This is a genomic window from Amycolatopsis sp. lyj-84, from assembly GCF_046549075.1.
GTDB lineage: Bacteria > Actinomycetota > Actinomycetes > Mycobacteriales > Pseudonocardiaceae > Amycolatopsis.
Genome location: NZ_JAJPWO010000003.1, coordinates 720,558 through 741,331, shown reverse-complemented (window position 1 = coordinate 741,331; position 20,774 = coordinate 720,558). Strand labels below are relative to the sequence as shown.

Here is a 20,774-nt window from a genome sequence, read left to right as displayed (position 1 = left end):
CGACCCCCGTCGACGATGAAGGAATCGGGACACTCAACGTCCCCATTCCTTCATCGTCAACACCCGGCACACGCCTGAGCCGCCACCCCCACCGAGTGTGGAGGATGGTGTCCCCGATCCTCCGTCGATCAAGTACCAAGACCGGACCGACCCCCTCGACTACCGCACTACACCTTCGCCCTGGTCGTCACGCATAGGTAGGCAAACACCGGTCCGCTCTAACCGCCCTTGCCACTCACGAGACTCGACCCACCACGCCACCGCCGCCCTGGCTCGCCCCCGCAGTACATGAAGGCCCCCTTCCTTGCGCCTAGGTACAGGAAGGGGGCCTTCATGTACTTGGGAAAGGGGTGAAGGCCTCCTTCACTGCCTTCAGGGTAGGCAAGGAGGCCTTCACGGACCTGCGACCACCTCCAGCCACAACCAGCAGGTACCTAAGACCCTTTTGGTTCTAACCGTCCTTACCACTCACGAGGCTCGTGTCAGGCCGTCGCCAGCCGACGCGGCCCTCGCAGGACGAGGAAGACGTACATCCCGCCGGCGAAGCAGCTGAACACCAGCAGGGCCAGCCCGAGCGGCCGCCGCGCGTCGCTGGCTCCCGCCGCCGCGTCGGCCGCGTGCACCGAGACCGCGTCCCCCGAAGCACCGGCGGGGACGACGACCTCGAGCCGCTCCCCCTTGCCGTGCCCGCAGCCGTTGAGCGAAGCCTCCATCGGCTTGCCACCGAATTCGAACTTGACGGTCTCGGTCGCGCCGCCGCCCGCACAGGGCGCGGGCTGGACGACCTCCGCCTGCACGGTCGTGCCCTGGGCGTCACTCGTGATGCCGAACAACCCCGGCCCGGCGAACCAGGCCAGGAAGATCACCAGCAGGCCGGCACCGGCCGCCACGGCCAGGGAGTTCCACCCCGGGGTGAGCCCTCTGGCGGGGTCCGATCGGTTGCGCACAATCGCCATGCTCCCAGAACCTCGCGGCAAAACACAGCGAGCCCGCTCGTCCGGGCAAGGGCGATGCCAGCGGCAGAACAGCAGGAGCCCCCTTGTCCGGGGACGGTGATACCAAAGGTCCCCCGCTACCGCTCGATCGTCTCCGCCGCGGTCACCTTCCGGATGTAGAGCAGCTTGTCGCCCGGCTCGATCGCGTCCGCCTGCGGCGCGTCCACGCGGTACAGGACGCCGTCGCGGACGACACCCAGCACGATGTCCGACAGATGCCGCGGCGATCCGCCCTCTTCGGACGGTTCCACCGGGCGTTCGGCGATCGCGAGACCGGACTCGGGGGTGAGCAGGTCCTCGACCATGTCGACCACCAGCGGCGTCGACGTCGCCATGCCGAGCAGGCGCCCGGCGGTCTCGCTCGACACCACGACCTGGTTCGCGCCCGACTGCTTGAGCAGGTGGACGTTCTCCGCTTCCCGCACCGACGCCACGATGTGCGCCTTCGGGGCCAGTTCGCGCGCGGTCAGCGTGACCAGCACCGCGGTGTCGTCCCGGTTCGGGGCGACGACGACGGCCTTGGCCCGCTGCACGCCGGCGACCCGCAGGACGTCGGCGCGGGTGGCCGAGCCGTGCACGGTCACCAGACCGAGCGAGGTGGCCGCTTCGAGGGCCTGCTGGTCGGTGTCGACGACGACGATGTGGTCGGGTTCGGTGTTCTCGTCCCCGAGCAGCGCGTTGACCGCCGACCGGCCCTTCGTGCCGAATCCCACGACGACCGTGTGGTCACGCACCTTGGTCCTCCACTTTTGGATCTTGAAAGCCTGACGAGAGCGCTCGGTGAGCACTTCGAGTGTGGTACCGACCAGGACGATGAGGAACAGCACCCGCAGCGGGGTGATCACCAGGACGTTCACCAGCCGTGCGGACGACGTCGCCGGGGCGATGTCGCCGTAACCGGTGGTCGACAGCGACACGGTCGCGTAATAGAGGCTGTCGAGGAAGCTGAGTCCGTCGCCGTTGGTGTCGCGATAGCCGTCCCTGTCGAGGTAGACGATCAGCACGGTCGCCAGCAGGGCGAGCATCGCGCCGATGATCCGCTTCAGGATCGACCGCAGCGGGCTGACCGTCAGTTCCGGCATCCGGATGACGCCGACGAGCTCGTGGTCCGGGCGGTCGCTCAGCCTGACCGGGAAACGCTTGAGAACCCTCATGCACAGGCTCCGGCCTGGTCCGCGTCACTCACGGTCGGGAGGATAGCCGACGAACCTTGCGTTCAGCTCGGTATGCGAAGCTCAGGGCATGTCTTCGGATTCCAAGCCGTCTCAGCGGCCCGCATATTTCCTCGCCGGCCTGCTCGGCGCGGCCGGGGTCCTGCACTTCGTCCAGCCGAAACCCTTCGACGCCATCATCCCGAAGCAGCTTCCGGGTTCGCCTCGGGCGTGGACCTACGGCTCCGGGGTGGCCGAGCTGGGGGTCGCCGCCGCGGTCGCCGCTCCCAAGACGCGCCGGCTCGGCGGGCTCGCGGCCGCGCTGCTGTTCGTGGTGGTCCTGCCGGGGAACGTGAAGATGGCCGCCGACGCCGACCGCCGGAAGGCCCCGAAGGCCTTGCGCGCGGCTTTCTGGGCCCGCGTCCCGCTTCAGATCCCGCTCGTGACCTGGGCCCTGAAGGTGCGCGACCGCGCCTGACCCCCGCCGCGTTTCGTCCTCTAGTTGCGGTAGTTGGCAACGCGAACTAGATCGTCGGGACGCTTCGCAGCAGGTTTCGCAGGCCTTCGGCGTCCAGCAGATCCGCCGGGCTGACGGTCTTGTCGTGTTTCACGTAGTGGAACGCCGCCCGAACCTTCTCCACGGGGATCTTCTTCAGCGCGGCCCACGCCAGCCGGTACGCCGCCAGCTGCACCGCCAGCGGCGCGAGCCGGTCCTTCTCCGGGACGGCGCCGGTCTTCCAGTCGACGACGGTCCAGCCGCCGTCGGGGTCGGCGAACACGGCGTCCATCCGCCCGCGCACCGTCACGCCGACGACGTCGGCCGAGAACGGGACCTCGACGGCGTGCGGCACCCGGTTCGCCCACTCGCTCTTCTCGAACGCCGTCTGCAGCGCCTCCAGCTCGGAATCGAGCGCCTCGTCGACGTCCGCCGCACCCGGCAGATCGTCGATCTCCAGCAGCTGTTCACCGCCGAACCGCTGCTCCAGCCAGCCGTGGAACGCCGTCCCCCGGCGCGCGTAAGTGTTGGGGCGCACGGGAAGCGGCCGCCGCAGCCGTCTGGCCAGCGCGGCCGGATCGGCCGACAGCTCCACCAGCTGGCTCACCGAAAGATGCGGCGGCAGCACGACCTGCTGGACGCGGTTCTGCGCCCGCGCGCGCTCTTCCAGCAGCACCTTGGTGTCGGAGATCCAGCCGTCCGGATCTTCCTCTTCCTCTTCCTCTGCGTCGCCTTCTTCCGCGCCCGCAGTGTCTTCCATGGCACCGAGCACCATGTCGACCCCGTTGGTGACACCCTCACGCCGCGGCCACAGCGGATCGACCGGCCACCGCGCCTTGCGCGAGTCCGCGACCAGAGGGTTCTCCCCGTCGCTCTCCGGCTCGTCGGCCCAGTGCTCGATCCGGCCGACCGAGTTCCCCCGCATCACCTCGCCGATTTCGAGCAGGAACTCCGACGGCCCCTTCGGCCGCGCGCTGCTCTCGTTCCACCAGTGGCCGGAAACCAGCAGCGTGCGCTCGGAGCGGGTCAGCGCGACATAACAGAGCCGCCGCTCCTCATCCGCCTCCCGCGCGACGAAGCCCTCTTCGTGCAGCTCCAGCGCTTCCTGGACTTCCTTGCGGTCATACCCCTCGGCGACCCGCAGCTCCGGCAGATCCTCCGAGTCCCCGCGCAGCGCGGCCGGGAGCGCGGTCGACGTCCGCAGCCAGGACGACGAACGACGCCTGCCCGGGAAGACCTCCTTGACCAGGTGCGGAACCGCGACGATCTGCCATTCCAGCCCCTTCGCCGAATGCACGGTCAGCACCTGGACCCGGTCCGGGACGACCTCCACCTCGCCGGGGGTGAGCCCGTCTTCCGCGTGCGCGGCCGTGTTCAGGTAGTCCACAAAGGACAAAAGGGTGGCCGTCGGCGAGGTCTCGGCGAAATCCGTGACGACGTCGGCGAAAGCGTCCAGATGCGCACGACCGGCAGGCCCGGGGCGGGCCAGTGATTCGACGTCGAGCAGCATCGTGCGTTCCACGTCGGCGACCAGTTCGGGCAACGACTGGTCGAGACGGCGGCGCAACGCCGAAAGCTCGCCGCCCACCCGGCGGATCCGGCGATAGCCTTCCGTCGAATAGCGTTCCGCGGTACCGGGATCGTCGATCGCGTCGGCGAGTCCCGCCTGTTCGACCCGTTCGGTCACCAGCACCGGTTCGTCCACATCGGACTTTCCCGAAGGCGGCACCGGCGACGAAAGCTCACCGGCACGGCGCCACAACGCCGCGAGGTCGGCCGCGGCGATCCGCCAGCGCGCGCCGGTCAGCAACCGCGCGGCCGCACTGCCCGCGAGCGGATCGGCGAGCACCCGCAACGTACTGACCAGGTCCGCGACCTCGGGCTCGTCGAGAAGGCCGCCGAGCCCGACGACCTCCACCGGGAGCCCGCGAGCCCGCATCTCGGCCGCGATCGGCGCCATGTCCGCGCGACGGCGCACCAGCACCGCGGCCGTCGGCGGTTTTCCGGTCTCCTCCATGGTTTCGAACCAGCGTTTCGCCACCGCGTCGGCCACCCACTCGCGTTCGGCACGGACGTCCGGCAGCAGCGCGGAGGCGATGTCGGCCGTTCCGGCGCCTTCCAGCGCGCGCAGCCGCGCGACGCCCAAGCCTCGCTCCCGCAACGGTTCCGAGATCGCGTTGGCCAGCTCCAGTACCTCGGGTGGATTGCGGAAACTGGTCAGCAGCCCGAAATCCAGCGCCGGGACGAGCCGTTCGCCGTTGTCGCGCGGGAAGTCCGTGGTGAACCGCGGCAGGTTCGCCGCGCTCGCCCCACGCCAGCCGTAGATGGCCTGCGCCGGGTCACCCACCGCCGTCACCGGCATCGGCGGATGTTCGACGCCGCCGAACAGCGACCGCAGCAGGATCCGCTGGGCGTGCCCGGTGTCCTGGTACTCGTCGAGCAGGACCGCGCCGTACCGCTCACGTTCCCCCGCGACCACCGCCGGATAGCTGTCGGCGAGCTGCGCGGCCAGCGACATCTGATCGGCGAAGTCGAGCGCGCCTTCCGCTCGCTTCCGCGTGTGGTACGCCTCGACCAGCGGAAGAAGCGCGAGCCGGAACCGTTGCGCCGTCATGACTTCGGCCAGTTTTTGGGGCAACGCCGCACGCTGCCCTTTGGCCCGTGGCGCTTTCTCGATGACATCGCACAGCCAGGACGTGTACTGCGCCAGCCGTTCGGTTTCGACCAGGTGCTCGCCGAGTTCCCCGGCCAGCGCCAGCAGCTGCGCCGTCACCGTGGAGGGCACGCGATCGGTGTCGAGATCATTGTCCCAAGTGGACACCACGCGATGCGAGAACTGCCAGGAGGACGTCTCCGAAAGGAGCCGCACCCCGGGCTGGACCGGCAGCCGCAGGCCGTGTTCGGACAGCAGCCGCCCGGCGTACGCGTGATAGGTGAGCACCGTCGGTTCCCCGGCGGTCACCGTCGTGCGCAGGTCGCCGGTCGGGTCGATCTTGTCGAGCAGGCCCGAGCCGACCAGCCGCCGGAGCCGGGTGCGGACGCGTTCACCGAGCTGACGGGCGGCCTTGCGGGTGAAGGTCAGGCCGAGGACGCGTTCCGGCGGCACGATGCTGTTGGCCACCAGCCACACCACACGCGCGGCCATCGTCTCGGTCTTGCCCGCCCCGGCCCCCGCGACCACCAGCGACGGCTCGATGGGGGCGGCGATGACCTCGGCCTGTTCGTCGGTCGGGCTGTGCAGGCCGAGCGCGCGGGCGATCTCGGCCGGTTCGACCTGACGGCGCTGGAGTTCGGAGATCAAGGGCCGGTCACCTGCCTGCCCTCGGGCCGCAGCGGGCAGCAACCCCTTGCCGGGCAACGATCGCAGTCCGGGTTCTCGGTGACGCCGTACTCGGGCCCCGCGGCGGAACCGGCCGCCGAGCGCACCAGTTCGAGCCACTGCTTGCCGCCGTCTTCGTCGAGCGGCGCCTGCTCGCGCTGGGTGGATCCGGTCTTGTTGTTGGACTTCGCGACGTAGACCAGCCGCGCGCCACCGGGTTTCGAACCGCCCTCGACCGCGCCGAGCAACACGGCGAGCTGGTACGCGGCCAGCTGTGGATGCTGCTCGGCGTCGGAAGCGGAGATCGGGACCTTGCCGGTCTTGATGTCGATGACGACCGGGCGGCCGTCCTTGTCCATCTCCACGCGGTCGACACGGCCGCGCAGGAGGACGCGGACGTCGTCTTCGCCGACCGGAAGCTCGACCTCGATGTCCTGCTCGACCCCGGCTTCGATCAGTTCCTTGCGGCTGGACTCCAGCCAGGTGATGAAGTTCCGCAGCATCTTCTCGACCCGCGACCGCTCGCGGCGCGAGAACCACGGCGCCCCCGCGTCGACCCGCACCCAGGCCTCGTCGAGGGCCGCGCGGATCTGCTCGTCGCTGCTGCCGCCCGCGACCGCCTGCGCGAGCCCGTGCACCAGGGTTCCGGTGACGGCCGCGAGCTGCGCCGGGTCACTGCCGCCGTGGCGTTCGATCAGCCACCGCAGCGGGCATTTGACCAGAACCTCCACGGTGGACGGTGAGATGCGGATCAGATCGCCGGGCCCGTGCACCGGTTCGCCGGTGGAGGGTTCCAGCAGGCCGTACCAGGTGCCCGGATGCGCGCCCGGCACCCCGGCGGCGGCCAGTTTGGCGAGCTGACGCGCCGCCCGCTGCCGTCTCTCGGGCTCGCTGGTCTCATCGCAAACGACCTCACGCAGTTCTCCGACGAGTTCGGCGAGCACCAGCGAACGTCCCGCCGGTTTCATCCGCGAGTCGAGGCCGCCGTCGTCCGCGCCGTTCTCCTCCAGGTCGTCGATGAACCGCGAGGGTTGCTCGTCCTCCCCCGCGACCGCGCTGACCAGCAACGTCTTGCGCGCGCGGCTCGCGGCGAGGTAGAACAGCCGCCGCTCTTCGGCGAGGATCGGGGCGGTGGCGGACACCTTTTCGCTGTCGACGCCGGACATGAGGTCGACCAGCCGCTCGACACCGAGCACGGAGCCGCGCAGCCGCAGATCCGGCCAGCTGCCTTCCTGGACACCGGCGATCGCCACGACCGTCCACTCACGGCCGGCGGACGCGTGCGCGGTGAGCAGCGAGACACCGTCGCTCTTGATGGCCGCGGGCGCCAGCGTGCCACCGGCGATGTTCTGAGAGGACAGGTAATCCGCGAACGAGGCGACGCTCGCCCTCGGCAACCTGTCGACATAACGACCGGCCGCGTCGAAGAGCGCGACGATCGCGTCGAGATCCCGATCCGCCTGGGAGCCCAGAGAACCGCCACGATCGACCAACCGCAGGAAGCGCTGCTCCAGCGCGCTGTTCTGCCACAGCTCCCACAACACCTGCTCGACGCCGTCACCGCGCACCACGGCCTGGTGCGCCGCGTGCAGCAGCCCGCCGATCCGGCGCATCGGCAGCGACTCGGCCTCGGCCAGCCCGGTGAGGACGTCGTTGGTGCGCAACGCTTCCACCAGCAGCTCGTCGCTGGATCGCTGCCCGCCGCCCGCGAGTTCGAGCCTGCGCAGGCCACGGCGCAGCCGCCGCAGGGCGAGTGGATCCGCGCCACCCAGCGGCGAGGACAGCAGCATCTCGGCGAGGTCGACGTCGAGCAGTTCCGGCTCCGCGGCGAGCCGCAGCATCGCCAGCAACGGCCGGACGGCGGGTTGTTTCGCGAGCGGCAGTTCCTCGGTGGCCGAACCGATCGGGACCCCGGCGGCCCGCAGCGCGCGTTGCAGGACAAGGAAAGTACGGGCGGGCGACCGGACGAGCACAGCCATCTCCGGCCACGGCACGCCGTCGACGAGATGCGCGCGGCGGAGCTGATCGGCGATCCAGCTCGCCTCGGCGGCCGGTGTCGGCATCAGGCGGACACGGACGGCGCCGCCCTCGGCGTCCGGCGCGTCGACGAGTTTGCGCTGCGGCGACGAGCCGGGCAGCACGGCGCCGAGCTTCGTGACGGCCGTGCGGATCACCGGGGCGAGCCGATGCGCGGTGGTCAGCAGGACGGTGCGCTCGCCGTCGTCGTCCGCGTCGGCGAACAGGCGGGGATCCGCGCCGCGGAAGGAGAACACGGACTGATCGGGGTCGCCCGCGACGACGAACTCGTCCGCCGCGTGCCCGATGAGCCGGACGAGCTGCGTCTGCAGCGGGTCGAGGTGCTGGGCGTCGTCGACGAACAGGTGCCGGATCCGGCGCTGCTCGCGTTCGCGCAGTTCGGGGTCGTCCTCGAGCGCCAGCAGCGCGGAAGTGACCAGCTCCGCCGCGTCCAGCGCGGGCGCGCTCGCCACGCCCAGCGCGTTGCCGCCCGCGCCCTGAAGCAGCGTGACCTCTTCGTACTGGCTCCAGAAGTGCCCCGCCGCGATCCACTCTTCGCGACCGCGGCGCCTGCCGAGTTCGACCAGATCCTCCGGGCCGAGCCCGCCTTCGGCGGCGCGGAGCAGGAGGTCTCGCAGTTCCTCGGCGAAACCTGGGACGTTCAGCGCGGGCCGCAGCTGCTCCGGCCAGTCGAGCGCGCCCGCTTCGAGGTCGCCCGCGAGCAGGTCCCGGACGACGACGTCCTGTTCCGCCCCGGCCAGCAGCCGGGGCGGCGGGAGGTCGTCGGCCTGCGCTTCCATCCGCAACAGCGCGTACGCGTACGAATGCACCGTCCGCACGAGCGGCTCACGGATCGTGCGCGGCAGCGGATCCTCTTCCGGATCGGTGGTGAGCCGGTGGGTGATGTCGGCGCGCAGGACGTCGGCCGCCTTGCGGGAAGTGGTCAGGATGAGGACGCTCTCCGGATCCGCGCCCTCCGCGATGCGCCGCGAGGCCGCCGACGCCAGCAACGCCGTCTTGCCCGTGCCAGGGCCGCCGAGGACCCGGCGGAAGCCGTCAGGAGCGGCCAGCAGACGGCGGGCGCCGGAGTCCCACTGGAAGGACGGCGTGCCGGTGACCGGCGTGCGGACCAGCCGCGCGTCGGTTCCTGCCGCTGTTCGCCGCCCGTTCACGCCCACGATGGAACCACGCCCCGCCGACACAACCTCGCAGCGGCACGGCAAAGTGGTCCCATGGATGACGAACTGCACGAGCGGGTGCGCGAGGTCATCGCGAGCGTGCCCGCCGGCTCGGTCGCGACTTATGGGGATATAGCGTCGGTTTCGGGAGCCCCGTCACCGCGGTTGATCGGGCGGATCCTCGGTGAGGACGGCCACGACCTGCCTTGGCACCGCATTCTGCGCGCCGACGGGACACCGGCTCCGCATCTGGTCGACGAACAGCTGCAACGGCTGCGCGCGGAGGGCGTCATGGCCGACGGCCAGCGCGTCGACCTGCGAAAATACCGGTGGCAGCGTGATCCCGATGACGACGCCGGCCTGGGCGGACTTTTTTAGGTTAGCCTCGCCTAATGAGTTACATCGAGGCGAAGGTGACCGGTGTCCGGCGGCTGACCCCGCACATGAGCAGGGTGACCTTCTCGGGGGCGTCGATGGTGGATCAGGCGCCCGACCAGTACCTGAAGGTGTTCTTCCCGCAGCCCGGTCAGGCGGAGCCCGTCCTGCCCGCGCCGCTGGGCGGTGACGAAGTGCTGTCCTGGTACAGGACCTACCTCGCGATGCCCGACGACGTCCGGCCGGCGATGCGCACCTACACCGTGCGCGCGCTGCGGCCGTCGGTGCAAGAGATCGACATCGACTTCGTGCTGCACGGCGACGAAGGCCCCGCCTCCGCGTGGGCTTCGCGCGTTTCGGAGGGCGACAGGGTCGCCCTCCTGGGCCCGCACGGGCTCTACGACGTGCCCGAAGGAACGACCTGGCAACTGCTGATCGGCGACGAAACCGCGATCCCGGCGATCGGCGCGATCGTCGAAGCGTTGCCCGCCGGGACGCGGGCGCTGGTCTACGTCGAGATCGGCGACCGTGAGGACCGGCAGGTCTTCGAAACGCGGGGGACGGTGGAACTGCACTGGGTGGTGCGGGATCCCGGCGGCCCGGTCGGCGACGCCGTGCTGGAAGCCGTGCGGAAGGCGGACCTGCCGGGCGGGACGCCTTACGCGTGGGTCTCGGGCGAGGCGAACATGGTGAAGCTGGTGCGGCGGCATCTCGTGCGGGAGCGCGGGGTCGACAAGCGGGCGATCTGCTTCACCGGGTACTGGCGGCAGGGGCTGAGCGAAGAGGCCGCTGGGCGCGAAGCCATGCGTCAGATCGAGAGCGGAGAGGTTCCGGCCGAAGAGGACTGACCGCTTCTGGTCGCCTCGTGAGTGGCTAGGACGGTTCTGGTGGACCGGTATTTGCCTGCCCACTGGATCCTGATGTCATCTCGGTGAGCTTGTGGGGCTTTGTTCTGGATGCCGGTGGGCGAGTGGGGAAGATTTGAGACGTTCAACGTCCCAAATCTTCCCCACTCGGCTGCCGTCCGCGAGACCACGGTCTTGATCAACGGAGGATTTGGGACGTTGAGTGTCCCCGATCCTCCGTTGATCAAGCCCCGAGACCACTCCGACCCCCATCGACGATGAAGGAATCGGGACACTCAACGTCCCAAATCCTTCATCGTCAACGCCCGGCACACGCGTGAGCGCCACCCCAACCGAGTGTGGACTCAGTGCGGCACCCACAGGGTCACCCGGGTCCCCCGCCCCGGATGCGAATCGATCGTCCCCCGCCCGCCGACCTCGGTCAGCCGCGCCATGATCGACTGGCTGATCCCGAACCCCGGCGGCCGGTCCAGCATGCTGAAGCCGGTTCCCTGATCCCGCGCGATGACCGCGATGCCGCCTTCGCGCTCTTCGACGCGAAGCACGACCTGTTTCGTCCCGGCGTGCTTCACGGTGTTTCGGAGCGCCTCGCGGACAGCGTCGCGGATGGCGGTCCGGCGCGCGTGCGAGAGGCGGTAGTCCTCTTCGTTCTCTGCCGCGACGAGCTGGGTGCGGAGGCCGTCGCGCGCCATTTCGGTGGCGACCTCGGCGAGGTCCGCCGCGAGGCCACGGGCCGACGGCGCGTCCGGGCCGACCAGTTCGCGCCGCAGTTCGGCGGCCTGTGCCCGCGCCGTCGCGCGCATTTCCGCGAGCCGTTCCGCGGCCGCGGTTTCGTCGTCCGGCGCCTCCAGACCCATCGCTTCCAAGGTCTGGAGGACGGAGTCGTGCATGACCCGCTGGGTCCGCAGGCGTTCGGCACGCTGCCCTCGGCGCATCCCGATCCCCAGCGCGAACCGGGTCCCGACGCCGAGCAGGATCAGGATCCCCGCCGTGGTCACCATCGCCACGACCAGCGCGATCATGCAGCCCACCGACCGGCTCACCGCGAGCGGATGGTCGATCGGGAGCCCGCCGATCCAGGTCAGGAACGCCCGGAACGGAAAAGCCGCGATCAGCAACAGGCAAGCGGCGGGCAGTCCGAACGACAACGTCCACAACGCCACCGTCCCGACCATCCAGGTCCACGCGACGTCGATGGCGAACGGCTGGATCTCGGTGGGCGCGGCCAGGGCCACGATCGTCGTGAGCACCACGCCCACCGCGAGATCCGCGTACATCAGCAGCCCGGAGGTCTTCGCCCGGATCCCGCGGCCCCGCACCACCCACCAGACCGCGATGACGTTGAGCAGCACCGCCAAGATCGTCGTGCTCAGCACCGGGACGATCCCGGCCGATCCGTTCGCGACCAGGAAACCGATGTACACCTTGGGAAACGCGGCCACGCGGTAGAAGATCGGGCCGAGCGCGGAGTAGCGGATCGCGCGCATCAGCAGCGAGTCCGCCGAGTCTTCGCGATAACGCCAGTCGGGAACGGAATCGGGATCGGGTGCCTCGTCGGCCGGGCTCGCGCCCAGTACCGAAGATCCCTTGCGCAACATCGCCCGCACGAAGGTGACCGACTCGGACATCCTCCGCCCTCCCGTGCGTTCGATGTCGAGCCTGGCAAAGGGGACCACACCCGTCAAGACGGCCGAATGCGCAGTTCCGCGACGAGAAGTTTCACCAAGGCGCCGAGCCGCTGCCGTTCGGGCTGGACGGTCGGGATTCCGGCGGCCTCCAGCGGCGCCGCGGTCACCGGTCCGACGCACGCGCACAGCACCGGACCTCGAAGAGCGGCGAGAAGTTCCTCTCGGCGCGAGCCCGCCAGCACGAGCAGATTCGCCGCCGCGGGGGCGGAAGTGAACGCGAGCGCGGCCACCCGTCCGGTGAGCACACTTTCGACGAGATCGTGCACCGGTTCGACGTCCGCGGGCGAAAGCCAGCGATACGGCTGTGCCTGGACGACGTCCGCGCCGGAATCCCGCAGCAGCCCGGTGAGTTCGGGCAGCAGCGTGCCGTGCAGTTGGACGGCGACCCGCGCCCCGCGAACCCCGGCGTCGCGCAAGCCCTCGAACAGTCCGGCGTTGCTCTCCTCCGGCGCGGAGAACTCCTCGCGCAGCCCCTCGCCGCGCACCGCACCGGCCGCTTTCGGCCCGCGCACGAAGATCCGTGACGCCGCCAGCCGTTCCAGCAGCGGTTCGCGCAGCCCCCAGCCTTCCGCCGCCGAAAGCCAGCCGCGGAACCCGGCGCCGGTGGTGACCGCGGTGAACCCGACCGGTTCGGCCAGCACGGCGTCCGTCGCCGCGCGGAGTTCGGCGTCGTCGGGCAGCGGGACGATGCGGATGGTGGGCGCGTGCAGCACGGTCGCGCCATGTCGTTCGAGGGCGGCGATGAAGTCGTCGGCCCGCCGCTCCGCGGTGATCCCGATCGTGATGCCGTCCAGGTCAGCCATAGCGCGCGCCCATCTTCCTGATCTCCTCCGCCAGCCGCTCGCGCAGTTCCGGCGGTTCGAGTACTTCGAGGTTCCCGCCGAACCGCAGCAGTTCACCGACGGCCGACTCCCCCGGCTCGACGGCCAGTTCCATCGTCAGCCAGCCGTCCTCGTCCGGCTCGGCGCCGCCTTCGACGGCTTCCCGCAACGCTCGCGTGCCGACGGCGCCCAGATAGAACGGTAGGAGTATGCGGGCGAACTCGTTCAGCCGGACCACCGCCACGCGCGAGTACATCCGCTTCTCGAACTGCTCCGACCACTCCAGCCAGTAGCGTGCGAGGTCGAAGTCGGACGGCCGCTCGAAGGTCTCGCCGAGATCGTCGAGCTCCTCGATCCGGGAGACCCGGTAGGTGCGGTCGGTCCCGTCGCAGCGCGCCGCGAGATACCAGTTCCCCGCCTTGAGGATCAGGCCCAGCGGGTCGAGGACGCGCTCGACCTTCTTCTGGCCCCAGCGTTCGTACCGGACCTTGATCCGCCGCGCGTGCCAGACCGCGTCGGCCAGTTCGGACAGTCGCGGCAGGCTCTCGATCCCGCGGTGCCAGCCCGGGACGTCCAGGTAGAACCGGTCGGAGACCTTGCTCGCCCCGGCGCGCAGCTCCGCGGGCATGGCCGCGTGCAGTTTGAGCTGAGCGGCGGCGAGGACCGTGCCGAGCCCGAGTTCCGCGGCCGCGCCGGGCAAACCCGCCAGCGAAAGCGATTGCGCTTCTTCCTCGGTCAGCCCGGTCAGCCGCGTGCGATAACCGTCGACCAGCTGGTACCCGCCCGTGCGCCCGCGCTCGGCGTACACCGGCACGCCGGCCGCGGACAGCGCCTCGACGTCGCGGTAGACCGTCCGGACCGAAACCTCCAGCTCGGCCGCCAGCTCCTCGGCCGTCATCCGGCCGCGGTTCTGCAGCAGGAGGAGGACCGACAGGAGTCTGCTCGCGCGCATGGATCCAGTATCCCCTAAAACCTGACACATCCTGACAGGTATGGCTGACAGGGTGAACCCATGAACACCTTCGCCATGAAGAACTGGGAAGAAAACGTCGTCAGCGGCACCGAGGGCGGCCCGCGCGTCGCCTACGCCCACGCCACGCTCGCCTACAGCGGGCTGATCGACGGCGAGTCGATCGTGGACTACCTGCTGTACTACGCGGGTGAGGGTTACGACGGCGGCGGAACGACCGCGCCGGGATTCGAACGCGTCGAGGGCACTGTGGACGGGCGTAAGGGAAGCTTCGTGATCAAGCACGACACCGGATTCGACGCGCAGGGCATCTCGTCGACGTTCACGGTGGTCGAAGGCTCCGGAACGGGTGAACTCGCCGGGATCACCGGGTCCGGCACCACCACGGGCGTCCTCGGTGAGCCGACGATGTCGTACACGCTCGAATACTCGCTCTAGGGAGGACAAGTGCTCGAGGTCGATCGCGAGCAGGTGCTGGCGTACCGGATCGCGGCGCACGGGCTGCACCGCGAGGAGACGGACCCGGCCGCGGCGGCCGTGTTCGACCTCGGCCTGCAGGATTCCGTGCGCGACACCGCACTGCTGGGCCTCGCCGCCCGTCTCGACGGCGACGTGACGCCCGCGGTCTGGGACGACGATCGGTTCGTACTCGCCTGGACGCATCGCGGCGCCCCGCATTTCCACCGCCGCGCGGAACTGGACGCGATCAGGGCGGCGCTCGTCCCGCTCGACGAGAAGGACGCGATGGCCCGGATCCTCTGGCAGCGCAAGCAGGTCGAGGACGCGGGGATGTCCGCGACGGACGCGCTGTTCACCGCGGCGAAGGCGATCCGCCGGGCCGTCACCGGTGTGCAGACCAAGGGAACGGTGAGCGGCGCCGTCACGAAACTGATCCCCGAAGGGCTCTCGTACGCCTGCCGGGGCTGCGGTGTCGTCCACATCTACGAGCAGTTGATGCGGGTCGCGTCGATCCACGCTGGCGTCCGGCTCGAACCGGGTGCGACCCCGGCCACGTTGGCACCGCTGGAAGAGCGGGGCAGGCTCAAAACCGCGCCGGACGTCGAAGCGGCCACGCGCGTCGTCGAGGGCTACCTGCGGATCAACGGTCCGGCCGCCCCCGGTGACGCCGCCGTCTACGTCGGTACGACCCGCACCGGCGTCGACGCGATGTGGCCGGACGGTCTGGTCGAGGTCCGGGTCGACGGCAAGAAGGCCTTCCTGCCGGAGGACCGGGTACCGCTGCTGGAGAACCCGCCGGAGCCGGACGTGGTCCGCCTGCTGCCTCCGCTGGACCCGTTCGTCCAGGCGCGGGATCGTGCCGTTCTGGTGCCGGACAAGGCCAGGCAGAAGGAGGTCTGGAAGATCCTCGGCAACCCCGGCGTCCTGCTGGCCGACGGCGAGATCGCCGGGGTCTGGCGGGCCAAGGCGAGCGGGAAGAAGCGGCTCGACTTCACCGTCACCCCGTTCGACGCCGTCCGCCCGGCCGTGCGGAAGGCGGCCGAGGCGGAGGCCGCCCGCGTCGCCTCCGCCCGGGAGTTCCCCGACCACCGCGTCACCTTCTCCTAGCCCGTCACGGGTCGACGGCCAGGCGGTAGCCCCGTTTCACCACGGTCTGGACGAGTTTCGGGGCGCCCAAGGAGCTTCGGAGGCGCCCGATGGCGGTTTCGACGGCGTGCTCTTCGCCGCCGTCGGGCAAGGCGGAGATCAGCTCCCGCCGCGAGAACACCCGCCCCGGGGACTCCGCCAGTGCCCGCAGCAGCGCCATCGGCGCGGGCGCGATGTCGCACCACTGCCCGTCGACCACCGCCGCCTGACCACGCAGTTCGATGGTCCGACCGCCCGCCGTAAGCCGCGACGAGCGGGCTTCGAGCGCTTCGGACACCGTCCGCGCCAGCGCCCCGATCCGCGACCGCACGGGCTGGACCGTCGGGATCCCGAGCGCGGCCAACGGCCCCGCGGTGATCGGCCCGACGCAGGCCGCCACGACCCGTTTCTCCAGCGCCCGCACGATTCCCGGCAGCCGCCCGGTCCGCCTCGCCATCGCCAGCATCGACGCGGCGGCGGGCGCGCTGGTGAACGGCAGCGCGTGCACCGAGCCGTCGAGGACGGCGTCCAGCAGCCGGTCCAGCGGGCCGGGATCGGCAGGGCCGACCCAGCGGTACACCGGCACCTCGATCACCTCGGCCCCCGCCGCGCGAAGACTGTCCACAAAGTACGGAAGCGGCTCGCCGTGCAGCTGCACCGCGATCCGCTGGCCGTCCACACCGGATTCGAGCAGATGCCGCAGCACCTCGGCGTTGCTCTCCGACGCGGGCGAGTAGTCCTCCGAGAGCCCGGCCGCGCGGATCGCGCCTTTGGCCTTCGGACCGCGCGCGAGCAGCGAAGACCGCCCCAGCCTGTCCAGCAGCTCCTCCCCCAGCCCCCAGCCTTCGGCCGCTTCGGTCCAGCCGCGGAAACCGATCCCGGTCGTCGCGACGACGGCGTCGACCCGGTCCTGAAGCAGGCGCATGGTCGCCGACCGCAGTTCGGTGTCGTCGGCCAGCGGCACGATCCGGATCGCCGGGCCGTACCGGACGGTCGCGCCCTTGCGCACGAACAGCGCGCCGAGCTCGTCCGCCCGCCGCGCCGCCGTGATCCCGATGACGAATCCCGCCAGGGGAGGGACTTCCGTCACGGTGAAGCCTCGACCTCCACCACACCCCCGGAGACCCGGACCCCGTACGCCTCGACCGAGACACCTTCGGCATCGAGGCAGGCGCCGGTCCGCAAATCGAACCGTTCCTTGTACACCGGCGAAGCCACCACCGGGACACCGCCGGCGTCACCGACGATCCCCCGCGAGAGCACCGCGGCACCACTGACCGGATCCATATTGGACAGTGCGTACCACCGGTCGCCGGGCAGCCGGAAGATCGCCACCTGGACCCCGTCGTCGAGCAGGGCCGCGACCCCGGACCATTCGGGGACGGCGCCCGCCGCGCAGACGGCGGTCCAGGTGCGCTCGATCGAAGTCGTCACTGTTTCACCTCCGGGATGCCCAGCAGCACGGGCACCTTCTGGTCGCGTTCGGTGCGGAACGAGATCGTCGGGTCCGGCGTGCCCGGCGCGTTGACGAACGAACTGAACTTCGCCAGCTTCTCCGGATCCTCCAGCACCCCGCGCCATTCGTCGGCGTAGTCGCCGACGTGCTTGGCCATCGCCGCGTCCAGGTCCTCGCAGATGCCGAGCCTGTCGTCGACGATCACCGCGCGCAGGTGGTCGAGACCGCCGTCCATCTCCTCGACCCACGGCGCGGTGCGCTGCAACCGGTCGGCCGTGCGGACGTAGAACATCAGGAACCGGTCGATCGTCCGGATCAGCGTCTCGGTGTCCACTTCGGACACCAGCAGATCCGCGTGGCGCGGGGTCGCACCGCCGTTCCCGCCGACGTACAGGTTCCAGCCCTTGTCGGTGGCGATGACGCCGAAGTCCTTGCTCCGCGCCTCGGCGCATTCCCGTGCGCAGCCCGAGACCGCGGACTTCAGCTTGTGCGGCGACCGCAGTCCCCGATAGCGCAGCTCCAGTTCGATCGCGAGGCCGACGCTGTCCTGAACGCCGTAGCGACACCACGTCGAGCCGACACAGGATTTGACCGTGCGCAACGACTTCCCGTACGCGTGCCCCGACTCGAACCCGGCGTCGACGAGCCGCCGCCAGATCAGCGGGAGCTGGTCGACGGTGGCGCCGAACAGGTCGATCCGCTGCCCGCCGGTGATCTTGGTGTACAGCCCGAAGTCCATCGCCACCTGCGCGATCACCATGAGCTTCTCCGGCGTGACCTCGCCGCCGGGGATGCGCGGGACCACCGAGTAGGTGCCGTTGCGCTGCAGGTTCGCCAGGAACTTGTCGTTGGTGTCCTGCAGCGTCGCCTGCTCACCGGCGAGGATGTGCCCGTTGCCCAGCGTGGCCAGGATCGACGCGATCGCCGGTTTGCAGATCGCGCAGCCGGTTCCGGAACCGTAGCGGTCGATCATCTCGCTGAACGTGCTGATCCGCGTGGCCTGAAGGATCTGGAACAGTTCCGCGCGCGACTGCGAGAAGTGCTCGCACAGTGCCTTCGACTGCTCGACGCCGCAAGCCGTCAGCAGCTTGCCCAGCAGCGGGACACAGGATCCGCACGCCGTGCCCGCCCGCGTGCAGCCCTTGATCTTGGCGACCGAATCGCAGCCGTCTTCGGTGATCGCGTGCGTGATGGCGCCTTTGGAAACCGCGTTGCACGAACAGATCTGCGCGGCGTCGGGCAGCGCGTCGACACCGACAGCGGCCCCGCCACCGGCCGGGGCGAGGATCGCGCCCGGTTCGGCGGGCAGCGGCCTGCCGACCATCGCGCGCAGCGTGTTGAACTCGCTCGCGTCGCCGACCAGCACCCCGCCGAGCAACGTCTTCGAGTCGTCCGAGATCACGAGTTTCTTGTAGGTCCCGGCGACGGCGTCGTTGAACGCGACCTCCAGCGCGCCCTCGGTCGCGGCGTGCGCGTCGCCGAAGCTGGCGACGTCGACACCCATGAGCTTGAGCTTCGTCGACATGTCCGGCTCGGGGAACGTGCCCTCGCCGCCGGTCAGCCGCGCGGCGACGATCTCCGCCATCGCGTAGCCGGGCGCGACGATGCCGTACACCTTGCCGTCCACGGCCGCGCATTCGCCGATCGCGTACACCGCCGGATCGGACGTCCGGCAGGAGTTGTCGACCAGGATGCCGCCCCGCGCGCCGACCTCCAGCCCGGACGAACGCGCGAGGTCGTCACGCGGCCGGATGCCGGCGGAGAACACGACCAGGTCGACGTCGAGTTCCGTGCCGTTGCCGAGCTTGGCGATGTAGCGTTCGCCGTCCGGCTCGATCGCGTCGGTCGACGTTCCCGTGTGGACGGTGACGTCGAGCTCGGTGATGAGTCGCCGCAGCAGACCGCCGCCACCCTCGTCGACCTGCAGCGGCATCAGCCGCGGCGCCATCTCGACCACGTGCGGCGAGAGTCCCATGTCCCGCAACGCTTTCGCGGCTTCCAAACCCAGGAGCCCACCACCGATCACGACCGCCGACCGGCGACCGCGGCCGGGCCGCTGGGCGGCTTCCCGGATGGCGTCGAGATCTTCGATCGTCCGGTAGACGAAACAGCCGGGAAGATCGTGTCCCGGCACCGGCGGGACGAACGGCCGCGAGCCGGTCGCGAGGACGAGCGCGTCGTACGGCTGCTCGTACCCGGACTCGGTGACGACCACCTTGCGCTCCCGGTCCACCGACGTCACCGCGTCACCGAGCCGCAGTTCGACCAGCGGGTCACCGGCGTAGTCGGCGCCTTCCAGGGCCAGCGACACCGGATCCCAAGTGTCCACATAGGACGTCAGGGCGACCCGGTCGTAGGCGGGGCGCGCCTCCTCGGCGAGTACCACGACCTGCCATTCGCCGGTCCTGTCCTCCGTGCGCACGGCCTCCACGAGCCGGTGCGCGACCATACCGTGTCCCGCGACGACGAGTTTCCGCATCAGACCTCCGCTCCGGCGAGCGCCAGACCTCGGGTGCTCGCCACCTCCGTCTGCTGTTTGCGCAGGTACACCGCCCAGGTGACGGCGAAGCACAGTCCGTAGAAGACGAGGAAGGCGACGAACGCCGGAACCCCGCTCTTGGTGTCCGCGAACGACTGCCGGAAAGCCAGGTTGATGAACAGTCCGCCGAGTGCGCCGATCGCCCCGGCCAGCCCGATCAGCGCGCCGGAAAGCCTGCGCGCCTTGAGCATTTCGAGCGCCTCGTCCGCGCCTTCGCTGATCGCGACCTTCGCCTTGGCGCGGAAGATCGCCGGGATCATCTTGTACGTCGAGCCGTTGCCGATGCCGGTGAGCACGAACAGCACGATGAAGGCGACGGTGAACAACGCCAGCGAATTCGACGTCGAGGCCAGGATCAGCACCACGGTCGCCGCGGCCATCCCGACGAACGTCACGAAGGTGACCTTGCCGCCGCCGATCCGGTCGGACAGCCAGCCGCCCGCCGGCCGCGAGAACGAGCCGAGGAGCGGCCCGAGGAACGTCACCGCGGCCGCCTGCAACGGTGTCCGGCCGAACTGGTTCTGCAGCACCAGGCCGAACGCGAAGCTGTAGCCGATGAACGAACCGAACGTGCCGACGTAGAGGAACGACATCACCCAGGTGTGCGGATCCTTGACGACCTCGCGCATCGCCTTGGTGTCGCCCTTCATCGAGGCGAGGTTGTCCATGAAGAAGTACGCGCAGGTCGCGGCGAGGACGATCAGCGGGAGGTAGATCGCGAGCACCAGCCGGGGCGCGGTCGCGCCGACGGTGCCGATCACCAGCAGGCCGATCAGCTGGATCGCCGCCACGCCGAGGTTCCCGCCGCCCGCGTTGAGCCCGAGCGCCCAGCCCTTGTGCTTCTCGGGGTAGAACGCGTTGATGTTGGTCATCGACGACGCGAAGTTGCCGCCGCCGACCCCGCCGAGCGCGGCGATCAGCAGGAACGTGCCGAGCGAGGTGCCCGGTTCCATCGCGATCGCGGCCAGCGCGGTGGGTGCCAGCAGCAGCAACGCGCTGACGATCGTCCAGTTCCGGCCGCCGAACCTCGCGACGGCGAAGGTGTACAGAGGCCGCATGAGCGCGCCGATCACGGTCGGCGTCGAGACGAGCAGGAACTTGTCCGCAGCCGAGAAACCGTACTGCGGTCCCATGAACAGGACCATGACCGACCACAGTGTCCAGACGGAGAAGCCGATGTGCTCGGCCAGGATGGAGAACCAGAGGTTGCGCCGGGCGACCTTCTTCCCGGTCTCCTCCCAGAACTGCTCGTTTTCCGGATCCCAGTGCTCGATCCAGCGCTTCCCACGAGCTGCCATGCGGTCCTCCTTGGTGGATGCG

16 protein-coding genes are annotated in these 20,774 nt (G+C 70.0%); 5 read left to right on the top strand and 11 right to left on the bottom strand.

All coding sequences use genetic code 11. From position 1 onward, the window contains the following. Positions 1 to 482: 482 nt before the first annotated feature. Together ACLJRM_RS13795 and ACLJRM_RS13790 are read right to left on the bottom strand one after the other, a co-directional pair. On the bottom strand, positions 483 to 890 hold the full coding sequence (locus ACLJRM_RS13795; protein WP_101612542.1) for a hypothetical protein: 408 nt from the start codon (positions 888 to 890) through the stop codon (positions 483 to 485). Positions 891 to 1,072: 182 nt separating this feature from the next. Next, positions 1,073 to 2,149 (bottom strand): potassium channel family protein, encoded by a 1,077-nt coding sequence (locus ACLJRM_RS13790; RefSeq protein ID WP_101612541.1) that lies wholly within the window; start codon positions 2,147 to 2,149, stop codon positions 1,073 to 1,075. An 88-nt stretch (positions 2,150 to 2,237) separates the two neighbouring features. Between ACLJRM_RS13790 and ACLJRM_RS13785 the strand changes: the two genes are divergently transcribed. After that, positions 2,238 to 2,624 carry a MauE/DoxX family redox-associated membrane protein gene (locus ACLJRM_RS13785; RefSeq protein WP_101612540.1) on the top strand — a complete coding sequence of 129 codons (387 nt, stop codon included), beginning with the start codon at positions 2,238 to 2,240 and terminating at the stop codon, positions 2,622 to 2,624. Between the two features lie 46 nt (positions 2,625 to 2,670). On the opposite strand, the gene ACLJRM_RS13780 is transcribed toward ACLJRM_RS13785, so the two are convergent. Together ACLJRM_RS13780 and ACLJRM_RS13775 are read right to left on the bottom strand one after the other, a co-directional pair. Then, a complete protein-coding gene (locus tag ACLJRM_RS13780; protein ID WP_410663143.1) occupies positions 2,671 to 5,943 on the bottom strand; it encodes an ATP-dependent helicase in 3,273 nt (1,090 codons plus the stop codon). Next, a complete protein-coding gene (locus tag ACLJRM_RS13775) occupies positions 5,940 to 9,155 on the bottom strand; it encodes an ATP-dependent helicase (protein WP_410663142.1) in 3,216 nt (1,071 codons plus the stop codon). Before ACLJRM_RS13775 ends, ACLJRM_RS13780 begins: the two co-directional genes overlap by 4 nt. A 54-nt stretch (positions 9,156 to 9,209) precedes the next feature. Between ACLJRM_RS13775 and ACLJRM_RS13770 the strand changes: the two genes are divergently transcribed. Beyond that, a complete protein-coding gene (locus tag ACLJRM_RS13770) occupies positions 9,210 to 9,533 on the top strand; it encodes an MGMT family protein (protein WP_101612538.1) in 324 nt (107 codons plus the stop codon). A 14-nt stretch (positions 9,534 to 9,547) separates the two neighbouring features. Further along, positions 9,548 to 10,378 carry a siderophore-interacting protein gene (locus ACLJRM_RS13765; RefSeq protein WP_101612537.1) on the top strand — a complete coding sequence of 277 codons (831 nt, stop codon included), beginning with the start codon at positions 9,548 to 9,550 and terminating at the stop codon, positions 10,376 to 10,378. A 362-nt stretch (positions 10,379 to 10,740) separates the two neighbouring features. On the opposite strand, the gene ACLJRM_RS13760 is transcribed toward ACLJRM_RS13765, so the two are convergent. The 3 genes from ACLJRM_RS13760 to ACLJRM_RS13750 are packed head-to-tail and all read right to left on the bottom strand — an operon-like array spanning position 10,741 to position 13,857. Then, positions 10,741 to 12,024 (bottom strand): sensor histidine kinase, encoded by a 1,284-nt coding sequence (locus ACLJRM_RS13760; protein ID WP_101612536.1) that lies wholly within the window; start codon positions 12,022 to 12,024, stop codon positions 10,741 to 10,743. A gap of 53 nt (positions 12,025 to 12,077) precedes the next feature. After that, positions 12,078 to 12,887: a uroporphyrinogen-III synthase gene (locus tag ACLJRM_RS13755; RefSeq protein ID WP_101612535.1), complete on the bottom strand. Its 810-nt coding sequence runs from the start codon at positions 12,885 to 12,887 to the stop codon at positions 12,078 to 12,080. Continuing rightward, a complete protein-coding gene (locus ACLJRM_RS13750; protein ID WP_410663141.1) occupies positions 12,880 to 13,857 on the bottom strand; it encodes a helix-turn-helix transcriptional regulator in 978 nt (325 codons plus the stop codon). The genes ACLJRM_RS13755 and ACLJRM_RS13750 overlap by 8 nt, the downstream gene beginning before the upstream one ends. A 60-nt stretch (positions 13,858 to 13,917) precedes the next feature. Between ACLJRM_RS13750 and ACLJRM_RS13745 the strand changes: the two genes are divergently transcribed. Together ACLJRM_RS13745 and ACLJRM_RS13740 are read left to right on the top strand one after the other, a co-directional pair. After that, positions 13,918 to 14,313, top strand: coding sequence for a DUF3224 domain-containing protein (locus ACLJRM_RS13745; protein WP_101612533.1), 396 nt, complete (start codon positions 13,918 to 13,920; stop codon positions 14,311 to 14,313). A gap of 9 nt (positions 14,314 to 14,322) precedes the next feature. Then, on the top strand, positions 14,323 to 15,441 hold the full coding sequence (locus ACLJRM_RS13740; protein ID WP_410663140.1) for a DNA glycosylase AlkZ-like family protein: 1,119 nt from the start codon (positions 14,323 to 14,325) through the stop codon (positions 15,439 to 15,441). 4 nt (positions 15,442 to 15,445) lie between these two features. On the opposite strand, the gene ACLJRM_RS13735 is transcribed toward ACLJRM_RS13740, so the two are convergent. Genes ACLJRM_RS13735 through ACLJRM_RS13720 form a run of 4 tightly spaced genes read right to left on the bottom strand, consistent with a single transcriptional unit; the run spans position 15,446 to position 20,752 of the window. Next, positions 15,446 to 16,549 (bottom strand): uroporphyrinogen-III synthase, encoded by a 1,104-nt coding sequence (locus ACLJRM_RS13735; RefSeq protein ID WP_410663139.1) that lies wholly within the window; start codon positions 16,547 to 16,549, stop codon positions 15,446 to 15,448. After that, positions 16,546 to 16,893: a nitrite reductase small subunit NirD gene (nirD, locus tag ACLJRM_RS13730; protein WP_101612530.1), complete on the bottom strand. Its 348-nt coding sequence runs from the start codon at positions 16,891 to 16,893 to the stop codon at positions 16,546 to 16,548. Before nirD ends, ACLJRM_RS13735 begins: the two co-directional genes overlap by 4 nt. Then, positions 16,890 to 19,394 (bottom strand): nitrite reductase large subunit NirB, encoded by a 2,505-nt coding sequence (gene nirB / locus ACLJRM_RS13725; RefSeq protein ID WP_410663138.1) that lies wholly within the window; start codon positions 19,392 to 19,394, stop codon positions 16,890 to 16,892. The genes nirD and nirB overlap by 4 nt, the downstream gene beginning before the upstream one ends. Beyond that, complete coding sequence (locus ACLJRM_RS13720) at positions 19,394 to 20,752, bottom strand: nitrate/nitrite transporter (RefSeq protein ID WP_410663137.1); 1,359 nt, start codon at positions 20,750 to 20,752, stop codon at positions 19,394 to 19,396. The genes nirB and ACLJRM_RS13720 overlap by 1 nt, the downstream gene beginning before the upstream one ends. Between the last annotated feature and the right edge of the window lie 22 nt (positions 20,753 to 20,774).